The organism is Paraburkholderia sp. JPY465, from assembly GCF_050436725.1.
Taxonomy (GTDB): Bacteria; Pseudomonadota; Gammaproteobacteria; order Burkholderiales; family Burkholderiaceae; genus Paraburkholderia; species Paraburkholderia youngii.
The window spans coordinates 1,097,287-1,113,876 of the sequence record NZ_JBNDMT010000003.1 but is presented as its reverse complement, the minus strand read 5'-3'; the positions used below and the strand labels follow the sequence as shown (position 1 = coordinate 1,113,876).

The 16,590-nt window shown below is 64.0% G+C and carries 14 protein-coding genes; 1 reads left to right on the top strand and 13 read right to left on the bottom strand.

Annotated elements, in window-relative coordinates; all coding sequences use genetic code 11:
• Nucleotides 1-5: 5 nt before the first annotated feature.
• The 3 genes from QFZ94_RS19715 to ppsA all read right to left on the bottom strand — a co-directional run bounded on the left by QFZ94_RS19715 (nucleotide 6) and on the right by ppsA (nucleotide 4,075).
• Nucleotides 6-953 carry an SPFH domain-containing protein gene (locus QFZ94_RS19715; RefSeq protein WP_176108302.1) on the bottom strand — a complete coding sequence of 316 codons (948 nt, stop codon included), beginning with the start codon at nucleotides 951-953 and terminating at the stop codon, nucleotides 6-8.
• Nucleotides 954-1,100: 147 nt separating this feature from the next.
• Complete coding sequence (locus tag QFZ94_RS19710; protein WP_368587324.1) at nucleotides 1,101-1,556, bottom strand: NfeD family protein; 456 nt, start codon at nucleotides 1,554-1,556, stop codon at nucleotides 1,101-1,103.
• Nucleotides 1,557-1,672: 116 nt separating this feature from the next.
• Entirely contained in the window at nucleotides 1,673-4,075 is a 2,403-nt protein-coding gene (gene ppsA / locus QFZ94_RS19705) for a phosphoenolpyruvate synthase (RefSeq protein ID WP_429458910.1), read from the bottom strand.
• A gap of 490 nt (nucleotides 4,076-4,565) precedes the next feature.
• Here ppsA and ppsR point away from each other — a divergent pair, with 490 nt between their 5' ends.
• Nucleotides 4,566-5,381 carry a posphoenolpyruvate synthetase regulatory kinase/phosphorylase PpsR gene (gene ppsR / locus QFZ94_RS19700; RefSeq protein WP_013089690.1) on the top strand — a complete coding sequence of 272 codons (816 nt, stop codon included), beginning with the start codon at nucleotides 4,566-4,568 and terminating at the stop codon, nucleotides 5,379-5,381.
• Between the two features lie 58 nt (nucleotides 5,382-5,439).
• Here the strand turns inward: ppsR and QFZ94_RS19695 are convergent, their stop codons facing one another.
• The 10 genes from QFZ94_RS19695 to QFZ94_RS19650 all read right to left on the bottom strand — a co-directional run bounded on the left by QFZ94_RS19695 (nucleotide 5,440) and on the right by QFZ94_RS19650 (nucleotide 16,584).
• On the bottom strand, nucleotides 5,440-6,228 hold the full coding sequence (locus QFZ94_RS19695; protein WP_410847956.1) for a TrmH family RNA methyltransferase: 789 nt from the start codon (nucleotides 6,226-6,228) through the stop codon (nucleotides 5,440-5,442).
• Between the two features lie 105 nt (nucleotides 6,229-6,333).
• A complete protein-coding gene (gene rnhB / locus QFZ94_RS19690) occupies nucleotides 6,334-7,083 on the bottom strand; it encodes a ribonuclease HII (protein ID WP_368587327.1) in 750 nt (249 codons plus the stop codon).
• Nucleotides 7,080-8,249, bottom strand: coding sequence for a lipid-A-disaccharide synthase (gene lpxB / locus QFZ94_RS19685; RefSeq protein WP_429458908.1), 1,170 nt, complete (start codon nucleotides 8,247-8,249; stop codon nucleotides 7,080-7,082). Before lpxB ends, rnhB begins: the two co-directional genes overlap by 4 nt.
• A gap of 3 nt (nucleotides 8,250-8,252) precedes the next feature.
• Nucleotides 8,253-9,041 carry an acyl-ACP--UDP-N-acetylglucosamine O-acyltransferase gene (lpxA, locus tag QFZ94_RS19680; RefSeq protein WP_429458906.1) on the bottom strand — a complete coding sequence of 263 codons (789 nt, stop codon included), beginning with the start codon at nucleotides 9,039-9,041 and terminating at the stop codon, nucleotides 8,253-8,255.
• Nucleotides 9,042-9,136: 95 nt separating this feature from the next.
• Nucleotides 9,137-9,601 (bottom strand): 3-hydroxyacyl-ACP dehydratase FabZ, encoded by a 465-nt coding sequence (fabZ, locus tag QFZ94_RS19675; RefSeq protein ID WP_006048683.1) that lies wholly within the window; start codon nucleotides 9,599-9,601, stop codon nucleotides 9,137-9,139.
• 185 nt (nucleotides 9,602-9,786) lie between these two features.
• Nucleotides 9,787-10,899, bottom strand: coding sequence for a UDP-3-O-(3-hydroxymyristoyl)glucosamine N-acyltransferase (gene lpxD, locus QFZ94_RS19670; RefSeq protein WP_410847954.1), 1,113 nt, complete (start codon nucleotides 10,897-10,899; stop codon nucleotides 9,787-9,789).
• An 85-nt stretch (nucleotides 10,900-10,984) separates the two neighbouring features.
• Entirely contained in the window at nucleotides 10,985-11,506 is a 522-nt protein-coding gene (locus QFZ94_RS19665; protein WP_026225318.1) for an OmpH family outer membrane protein, read from the bottom strand.
• A gap of 90 nt (nucleotides 11,507-11,596) precedes the next feature.
• Complete coding sequence (gene bamA, locus QFZ94_RS19660; protein ID WP_368587330.1) at nucleotides 11,597-13,909, bottom strand: outer membrane protein assembly factor BamA; 2,313 nt, start codon at nucleotides 13,907-13,909, stop codon at nucleotides 11,597-11,599.
• Nucleotides 13,910-13,976: 67 nt separating this feature from the next.
• On the bottom strand, nucleotides 13,977-15,371 hold the full coding sequence (rseP, locus tag QFZ94_RS19655; RefSeq protein WP_410847953.1) for an RIP metalloprotease RseP: 1,395 nt from the start codon (nucleotides 15,369-15,371) through the stop codon (nucleotides 13,977-13,979).
• A 7-nt stretch (nucleotides 15,372-15,378) separates the two neighbouring features.
• Nucleotides 15,379-16,584 carry a 1-deoxy-D-xylulose-5-phosphate reductoisomerase gene (locus tag QFZ94_RS19650; protein ID WP_429458903.1) on the bottom strand — a complete coding sequence of 402 codons (1,206 nt, stop codon included), beginning with the start codon at nucleotides 16,582-16,584 and terminating at the stop codon, nucleotides 15,379-15,381.
• Nucleotides 16,585-16,590: the final 6 nt, after the last annotated feature.

Below are 16,590 nucleotides of genomic sequence, written 5' to 3'. Positions count from 1 at the left end.
GTTCGTCAGCGCAGGTCGCTTCGCGGCGGCTCCGCTGCCGCCCTGCCCTTGTTCACGATCGTCAGCGCCGACGCGATCATCGAACTCATGTTCGACATGTCGCCCGGCACGATCAGTGTCGTGCCCTGCTTCGCGAGGTTCGAGAACGCGTTCACGTACTGTTCGGCCACCTTCAGATTGACCGCGTCCATCCCGCCGTTCAGTTGGATCGCGGCGGCGATCTTCTGGATCGCCTGCGCGTTTGCCTCGGCCACCGCCAGAATCGCCGCGGCCTGGCCCTGCGCCTGGTTGATCGCCGCCTGCCGCTCGCCTTCGGACGTCTGGATCGCCGCCTCGCGGCCGCCCGACGCGATATTGATCTGCTCCTGCTTGCGCCCTTCCGAGGCCGCGATCAGCGCGCGCTTTTCGCGCTCGGCGGTGATCTGCGCCTGCATCGCGTGAAGGATTTCCTTCGGCGGCGTCAGGTCCTTGATCTCGTAGCGCAGCACTTTTACGCCCCAGTTCGAGGCCGCCTCGTCGAGCGCGGACACGATGCTGTGATTGATGAAATCGCGCTCCTCGAAGGTGCGATCGAGCTCCAGCTTGCCGATGACCGAGCGCAGCGTGGTCTGCGACAACTGCGTGATCGCGAACACGAAGTTGCTCGATCCGTACGAGGCCTTCATCGGATCGGTGACCTGGAAATACAGCACGCCGTCGACCTGCAGTTGCGTGTTGTCGCGCGTGATACAGACCTGACTCGGCACTTCCAGAGGAATTTCCTTCAGCACGTGCTTGTACGCGACCCGATCGACGAACGGAAACGCGAAGCTCAGACCCGGCGTCAGCGTCGCGTGATAGCGGCCGAGGCGCTCGAGCACCCACGCATGCTGCTGCGGCACGATCTTGATGGTCTGCGACGCGAGCACGATCACGACGATCAGCAGCACTGCCCCGACGATGGTTGAATCCATATCGCTACCCTCCGATTCTGCTTCGAATTGTTGTGCGCAGGTTGGTCGGGCCTGCGTGTTCAGATTAGGCTTTGGTGCTTCGCTTTGTGAAGGGATATCGATGAGCGCGTGTGGCGAACACCGCACCCAATACTCCCGTTCAGATCGTCAGGTCGTGCTCGCGCGCGCCTTCGGTTGCCGGCTCGCGACGACGACCAGACAACTGCCACGCAATTCCCTGATCTCGTAGACCTGCGCGTCTTCGGGCTCGCCCGCGGCCAGCTCGACGTCCCATGCGGCGCCACGATAGGTCGCACGTGCTTTGCGCCCCTGCCACGCCGGCACGTTCAGCGTCTGGCCGATGTCCAGATTGACATCGGGATTGCGCGAAGCCTGCTCGCGTCTGCGACGGGCAAAGCGCGAGCGTCTGAGCACTACGACCGCCGCAAGTGCGACCAGCGCAGCCACCACGAACTGCAGATCGGGCCCGGCGCCGGCGATGCGCGCAAGCGCGGCCGCAACGAAGCCGAACGCGATCATCAACAGATAGAAGGTGCCGCTCATCAGTTCCATCACGACAAGCACACCCGCCCCGATCCACCAGAACAGTCCACCAGGCGCCACGTCGACCTCCACAAAGCAAAACACCCCGGATCTACCGGGGTGTTTATAGCACGAAGCGGACGTGCTCTAACGCGTGCGGAATGCCGCTAGCGAAGCGGCATTCGATACCTCGCGAGTTACGCCTTTGCCTTTGCCAGCTGCTGCCACGTATCGATGATCGTGTCGGGGTTCAGCGAGATTGACTTGATGCCTTCGTCCGTCAGCCATTGCGCGAAGTCCGGGTGATCCGACGGCCCCTGGCCGCAGATACCGACGTACTTATCCAGACGCAGACAGGTTTCGATTGCGCGTTTGAGCATGAACTTGACCGCCGGATCGCGTTCGTCGAAATCGACGGCGAGCAGTTCCATGCCCGAGTCGCGGTCGAGGCCGAGCGTGAGCTGCGTCAGGTCGTTCGAGCCGATCGAGAAACCGTCGAAGTACTGCAGGAACTCTTCGGCGAGGATCGCGTTCGACGGCACTTCGCACATCATGATCAGGCGCAGGCCGTTCTCGCCGCGCTTCAGGCCGAACTTCGCGAGCAATCCGACCACGCGCTCCGCCTGTTTCAGCGTACGCACGAACGGCACCATGATCTCGACGTTGTCGAGGCCCATCTCTTCACGCACCTTCTTCAGCGCGACGCATTCCATCTGGAACGCCTCGGCGAAGTCTTCCGCGATATAGCGCGATGCGCCGCGGAAGCCCAGCATCGGGTTTTCCTCGTCGGGCTCGTAGCGCGAACCGCCGATCAGCTTCTTGTACTCGTTCGACTTGAAGTCCGACATACGCACGATGACGGGCTTCGGATAGAACGCCGCCGCGATCGTCGCGATGCCTTCGGTCAGCTTGTCGACGTAGAACGCGCGCGGCGACGCGTGACCGCGCGCGACGCTTTCGACCGCCTTCTTCAGGTCCTGATCGACGTTCGGGTACTCGAGGATCGCCTTCGGGTGCACGCCGATGTTGTTGTTGATGATGAATTCGAGTCGCGCGAGACCCACACCTGCGTTCGGCAGTTGCGAGAAGTCGAACGCGAGCTGCGGATTGCCGACGTTCATCATGATCTTCACCGGAATCGGCGGCAGTTCGCCGCGCTGCACTTCGGTGACTTCGGTTTCGAGCAGACCGTCGTAGATCTTGCCCTCGTCGCCTTCCGCGCACGACACCGTGACGAGCGCGCCGTCCTTCAGCACGTCGGTCGCGTCGCCGCAGCCGACCACGGCCGGCACGCCCAGCTCACGCGCGATGATCGCCGCGTGGCAGGTGCGCCCGCCACGGTTCGTGACGATCGCCGACGCACGCTTCATGACCGGCTCCCAGTTCGGGTCGGTCATGTCGGCGACGAGCACGTCGCCCGGCTGCACACGGTCCATCTCCGACGGATCGTGGATCACGCGCACCGGACCCGCGCCGATCTTCTGACCGATCGCGCGACCAGTGGCCAGGACGTTCGACTGGCCCTTCAGCTTGAAGCGCTGCTCAGCCTTGCCGCCGCCCTGGCTCTTCACCGTTTCCGGACGCGCCTGCAGGATGAAGATCTTGCCGTCGCGGCCGTCCTTGCCCCACTCGATGTCCATCGGACGCTGATAGTGCTTTTCGATGATGACCGCGTACTTCGCGAGTTCGATCACGTCTTCGTCGGTGATCGAGAAACGGTTGCGCTGCTCGTGCGCGACGTCGACGGTCTTCACGCGGCCCGGCTCGCCCGGCTTGGTGAACTCCATCTTGATCAGCTTCGAGCCGATCGAGCGGCGGATGATCGGGTACTTGCCCTGCGCGAGCGTGGTTTTGAAGACGTAGAACTCGTCCGGATTGACCGCGCCCTGCACGACGGTTTCGCCGAGGCCATAGCTCGACGTGATGAAGACAGCGTCCTTGAAGCCCGATTCGGTATCCAGTGTGAACATCACGCCCGCTGCGCCGACGTCCGAGCGCACCATGCGCTGTACGCCCGCCGACAACGCGACTTCAGCATGCGTGAAGCCCTTGTGGACGCGATAGGAGATGGCGCGGTCGTTGTACAGCGACGCGAACACGTGCTTCATGCGATCGAGCACGTCGTCGATGCCGACCACGTTCAGATAGCTTTCCTGCTGACCGGCGAATGATGCGTCGGGCAGGTCTTCCGCGGTCGCGGACGAACGCACGGCAAACGAGAGCTCTTCGGGCGAGCTCTTTTGCAGCGTGTCGAACCCCGCGCGAATGTCAGCTTCGAGCTGCGGCTGCAGCGGTGCGTCGACGATCCATTGACGGATTTCCTTGCCCGCTTCGGCGAGCGCCTTCACGTCGTCGACGTCGAGCGTCTCGAGACGTTTGGCGATACGTTCGGTCAGGTTGTTGTGCTGCAGGAAGTCACGGAACGCGAGCGCGGTGGTCGCGAAGCCGGTCGGCACGCGCACACCGGCTTCCGCGAGCTGGCTGATCATCTCGCCCAGCGACGCGTTCTTGCCGCCGACGATTTCCACGTCGGTCATCCGCAACTGCTCGAACGGAACTACATACGCCTTGTCCTTTGCGACGGTAACTGCGTTAGTCATACAAGCCCCTAAGTGTGAAAGAAATTCACGACTGTGCAAGTGGGCTTGAACACGGGCAGCCCATTGGAAGCTCGACCCCGTGTCTTGCACAACCTGTTAGATAAGCAATCGCTGTTAAGGCTCGAATGCGTTGCATGGGGACACCGGCGCGTGCATGACGGAGACGGCGGCGAAGAACGCCAATCAACGCACTTACCGCTCGATCTCTTGCGTTCAACGCATGTTCAGGTCAGATGACGTGAGGTTGAACGACCGTTCGCAGTAATTTACCGGCCAATCGCCTGCAATTGCTTATCCAACAGGTTGCCGCTATTCTACCGTGCCGACTCCCCAAATGTGGCGGTCGGTCGAGAATTGCGTCTCGAATCGCGCCCCGGCCCAGCCATCGGGCTTTTGCGAGGCCGGCCGCGCGCCGCTGCGGTTCGATCCAAGCGCGTTCTAGTGCCGCGCTTTGCCCGCTCATTTGCCTTTCACGTTCACAGCCCCACTGATGCCGCCCACCGTATTCATCGTCTCAGACGGTACCGGGATCACTGCCGAAACCTTCGCGCATTCGATCCTCTCCCAGTTCGACCAGAAATTCCGCCTGGTCCGCGTGCCATTCGTCGACTCGACCGAGAAGGCCTACGCAACGCTCGAAAAAATCAACGAAGCGGTCGTGCAGGACGGCCGTCGTCCGATCGTGTTCACCACGCTCGTCGATAGCTCGTCGAATCAGATCGTGAAGGATTCGAACGCACTCGTGCTCGACATGTTCCAAACCTTCGTCGAGCCGCTTGAGCAGGAGCTGGAGCTGAAGTCGAGCCACGCGATGGGCCGCGGTCACCAGAACGCGGACACCGAGGAGTACAAGAACCGCATCGAGGCGATCAATTTCTCGCTCGCGCACGACGACGGTCAATCGAACCGCAATCTCGCGGACGCCGACGTGATCCTCGTCGGCGTGTCGCGCAGCGGCAAGACGCCGACGAGCCTTTATCTGGCGATGCAGTACGGCGTGAAAGCGGCGAACTATCCGCTGATTCCCGAAGATTTCGAGCGCGGCAAGCTGCCCACGCCGCTGCTCGAGCATCGGCAGAAGATGTTCGGGTTGTCGATCGATCCGCAGCGGCTGTCGGAGATCCGCAACGAGCGGCGGCCGGGCAGCAAGTACGCGGCGCTGGAAAACTGCCGCTATGAGATCAACGAAGCAGAAGCGATGATGCGGCGCGAGGGGATCAAGTGGCTGTCGTCGACGCACAAGTCGATCGAGGAGATCGCGACGACGATCCTGCAGGAGATCAAGCTGGATCGGCCGTCGTATTGAGCGACCGCGGAGCAGGCGTTGCGTTGCCGGGCCAGCCCCCGCGCAACGCCCCTCACATCTACTTTTTACGGCCGCGCTGCTGCCGGCACTGCTCGAACACGCAGACGGCCGCCGCGGCCGCCACATTCAGCGATTCCATGCCGCCAGGCTGCGGAATCGTCACCCGCAACGACACTGCATCGCGCCACACCTGCGACACGCCCGCCCCTTCGTTGCCGAACACCCACGCAAGCGGCCCGCTCAGGTCGCAGTCATAAATCGCTGCGGCGCCGTGCGAATCGGTGATGACGACCGGGACCGCAAGACGTTCGATCAACGCGCTCGCGTCGACATCCTCATGAATCTGCAACAGGAAGTGCGCGCCCATGCCGGAGCGCAGCACCTTCGACGACCACGCGTAGGCCGTGCCCGGCGCGCAGAACACGTGTTCGATGCCCGCGGCCGCCGCACTGCGCAGAATCGAGCCGACATTGCCCGCGTCCTGCACGCCGTCGAGCACCAGACAGTTTTGCTCGACGCGCTCGGGCAGCGGCGCGTCCAGCTTCTCGACGAGCAGCAGAATTCCGACGCCATGCACCACATTCGACAACTGTCCGAATAACGCATCCGGCAGCGTCACGAGCCGATGCTCGTCGATGCGCGAGACGATCGCCTGCGCTTCGTCGTGACGCAGCGCGCCGTCGGTGACGACGCAGAGCTCCGGCTGACCGGCGACGTCGAGATACGCGCTCGCAAGATGGAAGCCCTCGAGCAGCGCATGGCCGCTGCGGCGCTGTTGATGCGTCGAGCCGGCCAGTGCCTTCAGGCGCTTGTAGAGCGGATTGTCCCGCGAGGTGATGGCTTTCACAGGCAGCGAAGGCGGTGAGAAATGGAAATGGGATCAGTGGCAAATCAGTAGGGAATCAGCGGCGCTCGAGCGCGAACCGCGTTCGAGCCGTGCTGATGGCGCTGGTCACGCGAGGCCGGCGTCGCCGAATGCATCGTCGTCGAGCAGCAGCGCGTCGGCCACGATGACGGCGTCCGCCGATGGCAGCGGCACGCCTGTGCCGAGCCGCAGATGCGCTTCGCGCACCGGCGCGAACGAGCGCCGATGATGCTCGCACGGCCCATGATCGCGCAGCGCCGCGAGATGCTGCGGCGTACCATAACCGGCGTGCGCGTCGAAGCCATACACGGGATACGCCTCGTGCAGCTCGAGCAGCATGCGGTCGCGCGCGACCTTCGCGAGAATCGACGCCGCCGAGATACTCTTCACGAGCGCGTCGCCGCCGATCACCGCTTCGCTACGGATGCTGAGCGTCGGGCAACGGTTGCCGTCGACCTTCACGAGCGTCGGCACGACCGACAAGCCCTCGACCGCGCGCTTCATCGCGAGCATTGTCGCGTGCAGGATGTTCAGCGAATCGATTTCCTCGACCGTCGCCGATGCGATGCAATACGCGAGCGCGCGATCGACGATCTTCTCGTACAGCGCTTCACGCTTGAGTGCGGTGAGCGCCTTCGAATCGTCGAGGCCGCGGATCATCGGTTTCGCAGGATCGAAAATCACCGCCGCCGCGACGACCGGTCCGGCCAGCGGTCCGCGCCCTGCTTCGTCGACGCCGCAGACGATGTCGTCGGCGCTTTCGAAGTTCAGGCCGGCTTGCGCGACGACCCGAACGGCGGCCGCAGTCTTGCGGCGAGGCGCGCGCGGCGGGGTCATGGCCGCCCCGCCCGTTGCTCGACGACGCTCGCCACGACTTCGGCCGCGCGCTGCGCGGTGTTCTGCTTCAGCACGTGGTGCATCTCCGTGAAGATTTCCTTCAGCGTGCGCCGGTTCGCTTCGTCGCGCAACTGTTTCAGCGTCGCCTCGGCGAGCGCCTGCGGCGTCGCGAAGTGCTGCAGGATCTCCGGCACCACGAAACGCCCGGCCAGAATGTTCGGCAGGCCCACGTACGGCAGATAGCCCTGGCGGCGCATGATCTGGCCGGTTAGCCAGGGCACCTTGTACGAAATCACCATCGGCTTTTTCAACAGCGCGGCTTCCAGCGTGACGGTGCCGCTCTTCACGAGAATCGCGTCGGCGGCGGTCATCGCGAGTTGCGACTGGCCGTCGATGATGGTCAGCGCGAGGCCCGGGTGCGCATCGACGAGCGGCTGCAGCAGCGCGCGCAACGTGGGCGTGGCCGCCGGCATCACGAAGCGCACGCTGGGCTCCTGGTGCTGCATCATCTCCATCGCCGCGAAGAACGTCGGGCCGATCAGGTCGATCTCGGAGCGCCGGCTGCCCGGCAGCACCGCGATCACCGGCCCGCTTTCCGCGAGACCGAGCGCGCGGCGCGCGCCGAGCGTGTCGGGTTCGAGCGGGATCTGATCGGCCAGCGGATGCCCGACGTACGACGCCGCGACGCCCGCCTTTTCGAGCAGCGCGGTTTCGAACGGGAACACGCACAGCATGTGGTCGACCGCCTTGGCGATCTTCTTGATGCGCCCCCCACGCCATGCCCAGATGGACGGGCAGACGAAGTGCACGGTCGGAATGCCGGCGTCGCGCAGCGCATGCTCGAGCCCGAAATTGAAGTCGGGCGCGTCGACACCGACGAACACGGACGGCGGCTCGGCAAGCAATTGACGCTTGAGCTCGTTGCGGATACCGAGGATTTCGGGGATGTGCCGCAGTGCTTCGACATAGCCGCGCACCGTCAGCTTTTCCATCGGCCAGTGGGCGTCGAAGCCCGTGGCGATCATGCGCGGACCGCCGATGCCGTAGTACTGCGTGGCGGCCGGCAACCGGCTGGCGAGACCGTCGAGCAGCGATGCGGCCAGCAGGTCGCCGGACGGCTCGCCGGCCACCATCGCGACGCGCAGCGGACTGGGTTGCAACGTCATCGGTTAGCGGATGATGCCGCGCTGCGACGCTTCGACGAACGCGAGCAGCGTCTGCACCGGGGCGTCGCCGTCACCGCCGGCCGAACCGAGTTCCTTCAATTGCACCTTCGCTTCTTCGAGCGACAGGCCGTTCTTGTACAGCACGCGATATGCGGAGCGCAGCACCGAGATAGCGTCAGCCGAGAAACCGCGGCGGCGCAGCCCTTCGACGTTGATGCCGTGCGGCTCGGCCTTGTTGCCCGCAGCGATCACATAGGGCGGCACGTCCTGCACGAGCGCCGACGCGCCGCCGAGCATCGCGTGCGCGCCGATGCGCACGAACTGATGCACGCCCGACATGCCGCCGATGATCGCGTGGTCGCCGATCGTCACGTGGCCGGCCATCTGCGCGTTGCTCGACAGGATCACGTTGCTGCCGACGTGGCAGTCGTGACCGATGTGCACGTAGGCCATGATCCAGTTTTCGTCGCCGAGCGTGGTGACGCCCGCGTCCTGCACCGTGCCGGTGTGGATCGTGGTGAATTCGCGGATCGTGTTGCGGTTGCCGATCACGAGCCTGGTCGGCTCGTCACGGTATTTCATGTCCTGCGGACGGCCGCCGACCGATGCGTAATGGCCGATGCGGTTGTCTTCGCCGATCGTGGTATAGCCCTCGATCACGCTGTGCGAGCCGACCGTGCTGCGCGCACCGATCGTCACGTGTGCGCCGATCACCGCATAGGGCCCGACTTCGACGGATTCGTCGAGCTGCGCGCCCGCTTCGATGATCGCGGTGGGATGGATCCTGCTCATGCGTCCTCGCTTCTGATTCTGTTGCGTTGTGTGGATGGCCTTGACGCCGGGGCCGCCGCGCACGTGCCGCGCCGCGATCTGCCCGGACGCCGGCGTCACGCGTCTTTGTCCGTGTGACGCACCGCGCACATCAGATCGGCTTCAGCCGCGACGACGCCATCCACTTCGGCGCGCGCCTTGAACTTCCAGATCCCGCGCATGTGACGCTCGAACGTGCAGTTCAGGATCAGCTGATCGCCCGGTTCCACCACGCGCTTGAAGCGCGCGTTGTCGATGCCGACGAACAGGTACAGCGTGTTCGACGGATCGCTCGGTTCTTCCGAGAACGTCAGCAGCGCCGCGGTCTGCGCGAGCGCTTCGAGGATCAGCACGCCTGGCATCACCGGCCGCGTCGGGAAATGTCCCTGGAAGTACGGCTCATTGATCGACACGTTCTTCAACGCTTTGATGCTCTTGTGCGGTTCGAGTTCGAGCACCCGGTCGACCAGCAGGATCGGATAACGATGCGGCAGCAGCGTGAGAATCTTATGAATGTCGAGATTGATTTTTTCGGTGCTCATGGTGTTTCTGCTCACGCATTGACTGCGCGATGATGACTGCGGATGCTGGTGCAGGTGGGTTGAAAACGCGCGCGACCGGCGCCTTGGATGACCGGTGGCCGTGCCACCCGGTCACGGCCACCGGCTTTGCTTCATGATGCTCGACCACTATTTTACGCGGTGCCGGTGGGTCGCCGGGATATCTGTCAGATCTTGTTGCCTGCGGGTTGACCTGCGGCGCCGTCAGTGGCGCTGCCGGCCTTGTCGGCGGCGGCGCTCTCCAGCGCCTTGATGCGATCGCGAAGCTTGTCGATATTGCGCAACAGCGCCGCGCTCCTGTTCCAGTCCGCGTGGTTCACGGCGGGGAACGCACTCGTGTACATGCCGGGCTTCAGCAGCGATTTCGACACGCCCGACTTCGCGGTGACGATCACATGATCGGCAAGCGTCACGTGTCCGGCAATGCCGACCGCGCCGCCGATCATGCAGTGACGCCCGATGGTCGTGCTGCCAGCGATACCTGCGCAGCCCGCGATCACCGTGTAGGCGCCGACCTTGCAGTTGTGGCCGATCTGCACGAGGTTGTCGATCTTTACGCACTCCTCGATGATCGTGTCGGCCATCGCGCCGCGGTCGATCGTGGTATTCGCACCGATTTCGACGTCGTTCGCGATCAATACGCCGCCGACCTGCGGAATCTTCACCCAGCTGCCGGTGCGCGCATCGCCCTCGCCGACGAAGTCGGGCGCGAAGCCGAAGCCGTCCGAGCCGATCACCGCGCCCGCGTGCACGATCACGCGCTCGCCGAGCTTGCAGCCGTGGTACACGGTCACGTTCGGATACAGATGCGCGTTCGCGCCGACACGCGTGCCGCGGCCGATCACGACGTTGGCGTCGAGCCGCGCATGCTCGCCGATCACCGCGCCCGCTTCCACGGTGACACGCGGACCGATCATCGCGCTCGCGGCGACCTGCGCGGAAGGATCGATGGTTGCGCTCGGATGCACGCCGGGGACGGGCTTCGGCGCGGCGAGCTCGATGAAGGTTTGCGCGACGCGCGCAAAGTAAGCGTAGGGATTCGGCGTGACGATGAAGTTTCGACCTTCGCGTGAAGCGAGCTTCTCGAGGTCGCCGGCATTGATCAGCACCGCGCCGGCGCGGGTCGTTTCGACTTGCGACAGATATTTCGGATTGGCGAGGAACGCCAACTGGTCCGGGCCTGCCTGGTCGAGCGGCGCGAGACTGCTCACGCGCTGCGACCCGTTACCGACAACCTCACCGCCGAACCGCTGGACGATGTCCTCGAGCTTAAATGCCATGCCTATCCTGTCTCCAACCTGTTCAATCATTGCGAGGGCGCGCGCCAACGCGCGCGGGGCGACCGTACGCCGCCCCCGGTTGCCCTTAGTTGCCCGATGCCGCCAGTGCCTTTAGCACCTGGTCGGTGATATCGATGCGCGGGCTCACATACACGGCTTCCTGCACGATCAGATCATAGTGCTGCGTTTCGGCGATCTGCTTGATGACCTTGTTCGCGCGATCGAGCACCGCCGCGAGTTCCTCGTTGCGGCGCTGGTTCAGGTCTTCGCGGAACTCACGCTGCTTGCGCTGGAAGTCCGAGTCGAGCTGCGACAGGTCGCGCTGCTTCTGCGCGCGATCAGTCGCTGACATTGTCGCGCCATTCTTGTCGAGTGCATCGGACATCGACTTGAGCTTTTGCGCCATGTCGGCCAGATCCTTGTCCCGCTTCGCGAATTCGGCCTCGAGCTTCAGCTGCGCGGCTTTCGCCGCAGCCGATTCGCGCAGGATGCGGTCGGAATTCACCGCGGCGATTCTCGCCTCCTGCGCGTGCGCCATGCCGACCCCGAGGGTCATTGCCAGCGCCAATGCGCACGCTACACGTTTCGAAAACATACCGGTTAGCAAAGTCATCCTCTCGATACTGTAGTTTGGCCGGGCTCGCCGCCGGGAGCACCCGCCGCCGCAGCCGGCCGCCGGGAGCGCCCGTCGCCCCAATCAGAACGCGGTCCCGATCTGGAACTGGAACTTCTGATACTGGTCGCCCGTGTGCTTCGTGAGCGGGAAGCCAAGGCTCAACTTGAGCGGGCCGATCGGCGAGATCCATGCGAGACCCACACCGTAGCCGTAACGCAGGCCGTTCGCGCCAGTCGACGTCGCTGCCGTGCTCGCGTCCGCCCAGACGTTACCAGCGTCCAGGAAGGTGAACACACGCAGCGTGCGGTCGTAGCCGGTGCCTGGCAGCGGGAACGTCAACTCGATATTGCCCACCAGCAGCTTCGACCCGCCGATCGGATCGCCGGTCGTTTTGTCACGCGGACCCAGTGAGCTCGGCTCGTAACCACGCACCGAACCGATACCGCCCGCGTAATAGTTCTTGAAGATAGGATAAGGCTTGCCAGCAAGGCCGTTACCATAGCCGCCCTGGAAGTTGAAGCCCAGCACAAAGCCGCGCGCAAACGAGTAATAGTACTGCGCGTTGATGTCGGCCTTGTAGTACTGGGTGCCGCCGATCGGCGTGCCGTATTCCGCGTTCGCCTGCGCGAAGTAGCCGCGGCTTGGCACGAGCGCGCTGTCGCGCGCATCGCGCGACCAGCCAACCGTAAGCGGCACGTTGTTCGACACCCGGCCGAAGTCATTCACGTATTGCTTATATGAAGCCGGGGTATTTGCATCGACGTCCAGCTGGTTCTGTTCGAAGCCCGCGCCGAAGTAGACGGTATCGACTTCGGAGAACGGAATGCCGAACTTGAGGTCGCCGCCCATCGTGACGATCTTGAAGCTCGAATCGGTCGAGTAGTACAGCGGCTGGTAGGTACGGTAGTAGACGTCGGTGATCCGCTTGATGCCGTCCACCGTGAAGTACGGGTCGACCTGCGTGACCGTCAGCGTACGGTACGTCTTCGCGGTATTGATGTTCACCGCGAGGCTCGTGCCGGAGCCGAACACGTTGTCCTGCGAGATACCAGCGGACAGCACCACCTTGTCCGTCGACGAGAAACCTGCACCGAGCGTAATTGCGCCGGTCGGCTTTTCGGCGACCTTCACGTCGATGTCGACCTGGTCGGGCGTGCCTTCGACCGGCACCGTGGTCACGTCGACGTCGGTGAAGTAGCCGAGACGGTTGATACGGTCCTTCGACAGCGAGAGGCGGTTCGAATCGAACCACGAGCTTTCGAGCTGGCGCATTTCGCGGCGCACCACTTCGTCGCGCGTGCGCGTGTTGCCGACTACGTTGATGCGGCGCACGTACACGCGACGGCTCGGGTCGACCTGCAGCGTCAGGTCGACGGTGTGGTTGTTCTGGTCGATCTGCGGCTGGGCATTGACGGTCGCGAACGCGTAACCGTATTCGCCGAGCTTGTCGACGATCGCCTTCGTGGTGGCCTGCAGCTTTTCGGCCGAGAAGCGGTCGCCCGGCCTGATCTTGATGAGCTTCTTCAGCTCCGCTTCGCGGTCGAGCAGATTGCCGGCGAGGCGGATGTTCGAAATCGTGTACGGCTGGCCTTCATGCAGCGTGATGGTCAGGTACATGTCCTTCTTGTCCGGCGAGATCGACACCTGGGTCGATTCGATGCTGAACTCGAGGAAGCCGCGATTCAGGTAGAACGAGCGAAGGTTCTCGAGGTCGCCGGTGAGCTTGTCTTTCGCGTACAGGTCGTTCTTGGTGTACCACGAGAACCAGTTCGGCGTGGACAACTGCATTTCGTCGCGCAGCGTGCCGGTGCTGAATGTCTTATTGCCGATGAAGTTGATCTGGCGGATCTTCGCGCTCGGACCTTCGGCCACCGAGAACAGGATGCCGACGCGGTTGCGGTCGATCGGCGTGATCGTCGTGGTGACTTCGGCCGCGTAAAAACCGCGCGTCAGGTACTGGCGCTTCAGTTCCTGCTCGGCCTTGTCAACCAGCGCCTTGTCGAAGTACCGGCCTTGCGACAGCCCGACCGCGCGCAGCGCCTTGATCAGGTTGTCCTTTTCGAATTCGTGGATGCCGGCAAAGTCGATCGTGCCGATGGCCGGGCGCTCCTGCACCTGCACCACCACCACGTTGCCTTCGGTTGCAATCTTGACGTCGTTGAAGAAGCCCGTCGCGTAAAGCGCGCGAATCGCTTCAGAGGCCTTGTCGTCGGAAAAGGTATCGCCTTGTTTGATGGGCAGGTACGCGAACACCGTACCCGGTTCGACGCGTTGCAATCCCTCAATGCGAATGTCTTGCACCACGAAGGGCGTCGTTGCATGAGCAACCAGCCCATGCGCGGCGAACGCCGCGGCTATAACCGTCTTTGGACCAAAGCGATGAGGTTTGAACAACGTGCTTCCCCAGTGTGTATAGCTGCATCAGGCCTGGCGGCCGCCCTCGAGAACGCCGCCGGACACTTTAAAAATGGATTAAACGAGCCAGATCGTTGAACAGCGCAATCGCCGACAACGCGACGATGCAGGCAAGACCCGCCCTCTGAAAAACGAGTTGCCAGCGATCAGAGACAACTTTACCGGTCACAGCTTCAACCAAATAATATAACAGATGACCCCCGTCCAATACCGGAATTGGTAGCAGGTTCAGCACGCCGAGGCTAATGCTGACAAGGGCCAGGAACGACAAAAACGCGGAAGGACCCAGACGTGCGCTCTTTCCCGCGTAGTCGGCAATCGTCACCGGACCGGACAGGTTCTTCAGCGATGCCTCGCCGACGATCATCCGGCCAAACATCCGCACCGAGTACACCGCGAGGTCCCACGTGCGGCGCGCGCCGAGGCGTAGGCTCTCGAGCGGGCCGTAGCGCACGTCGATCGACGGCACCTGGGTCGCCAGCTCCGCGCCGATGCGGCCGATCTGCTGCCCGCTCGCCGCATCGCGCTGCAGTTGCGGCACGATCGTGATCTCTTCGAGCGTGCCGGCCGCATGTCCGCCGCGGCCGCCGCGCTCCACCCGCAGCGTGACCGGCACGCCGGCGTGCGATTTTACAAAGGCGATGAAGGCCGCGGCACTATCGGTCGGCGTACCGTTGATCGCGCGTAGTCGGTCGCCCGCGACGAGCCCCGCCTTCTGCGCGGCGCTGCCCGCCTGCACGCCGGCCACCGTCAGCTTGCCGCCACCTGGCTCGAAGCCGAGGCGGGACATCAGATCGTCGTCGACGTCTTTCTCGCCGATGCCGCGCAGGTCCATCGGAAAATCGGAGGTGCCGTGCGCGTCTTTTGCACTGAGCACGATGCGCTGCTGATCGAACGCGGCACCGAGCAACTTCCAGCGCAGATCCGACCACGAGCGCACCGGCTCGGTCTCGTCGCTATGGCCGGTGCGCACACCGACGATCGTCTCGCCGCCCTCGAAGCCCGCCAGCGCGGCGGGTGTGTTCGGCGCGGGCGTCGCGATCACGGCCGCCGGTTCGGTCACGCCTGTCGCGAACACGAGCGCGAACAGCAAGATCGCAAGCAGGAAATTCGCGACCGGACCGGCCGCGACGATCGCGAAGCGCCGCCACACCGACTGGCGGTTGAACGCATGCGGCAGATCCGCGTCGGGAACCGAGCCGGGGCCGGCCTCGCGCTCGTCGAGCATCTTCACGTAGCCGCCTAGCGGCAGCGCGGCAATCGTCCACTCGGTGCCCGTCTTCTGACTGACCCACTGAACCAGCGGCTTGCCGAAGCCAATCGAAAAACGCAGCACCTTCACGCCGCACAGACGCGCGACGCTGTAGTGCCCGTACTCGTGGACCACCACGAGTACGCCAATCGCAACCGCGAAAGCGAGCAGTTCGATCAGCAGATTCATAAACGCCTCACTGGACGGCGCGTTCCGTGCGACGAACGCCGTCGGGCAGACGCGCGATGAATTCGGTAGCAGCACGGCGCGCGGCGGCGTCCGCTTCGATGACGTCGTCGAGCGCGTGCGCGCTGCGGTTCGGCAATGCGTTCAGCACCGAGTCGACCACCTGCGCAATCGCCATGAAGCCGATGCGGCGCGCGAGGAACGCCTCCACCGCGATCTCGTTGGCGGCGTTCAACGCCGCGCTCGCGACACCGCCTTCAGCCAGCGCCTTCATCGCGAGCGCGAGGCACGGGAAGCGCGCGTAGTCGGGTTTCTCGAACGACAACGACGCGATCTCCGCGAGATCGAGCTGCGCGACGCCCGAATCGACACGATCCGGGAACGCGAGCGCGTGCGCGATCGGCGTGCGCATGTCGGGGTTGCCGAGCTGCGCGAGCACCGAGCCGTCCGCGTACGACACCAGCGAATGGATCACGCTCTGCGGATGGATCAGCACGTCGATGCGCTCGCCGGGCAGATCGAACAGCCAATGTGCCTCGATCACTTCGAGGCCCTTGTTCATCATCGTCGCCGAGTCGACCGAGATCTTGCGGCCCATCACCCAATTCGGATGCTTGCAGGCTTCGTCAGGCGTCACGTCGACGAGCGTGGCCGGTTCGCGCGTGCGGAACGGGCCGCCGGACGCGGTCAGGATGATCTTGGAAACGCCGCCGTGCAGCGATGCCTCGCGCGGCAGGCATTGGAAAATCGCGTTGTGTTCGCTGTCGACCGGCAGCAGGACCGCGCCGTTGTCGTGCACCGCGTCCATGAAGATCGCGCCGGACATCACCAGCGCTTCCTTGTTCGCGAGCAGGATGCGTTTGCCGGAGCGGGCCGCGGCAAGGCTCGGCGCGAGACCCGCTGCGCCGACGATCGCTGCGACCACGGTGTCGCAGCCCTCGCTCTTCGCGACGTCGACGAGCGCCTGCGGTCCGTATGTGACCTCTGTCTTGCTGCCCGCATCGCGCAGCTTCGCGGCGACCTTCGCGGCCGTGTCGGCGTCGCCGACCACCGCCACTTCGGGCGCGAAGCGCAGGCATTGCTCGACGAGCTTGTCGCCGTTGCGATGCGCGCTCAGCGCGTAAATGGAAAAACGCTCGGGATGGCGCGCGACCACGTCGAGCGTACTGTCTCCAATCGAGCCCGTGGAACCGAGCAATGTCAGACGTTTTTGCATATCTCT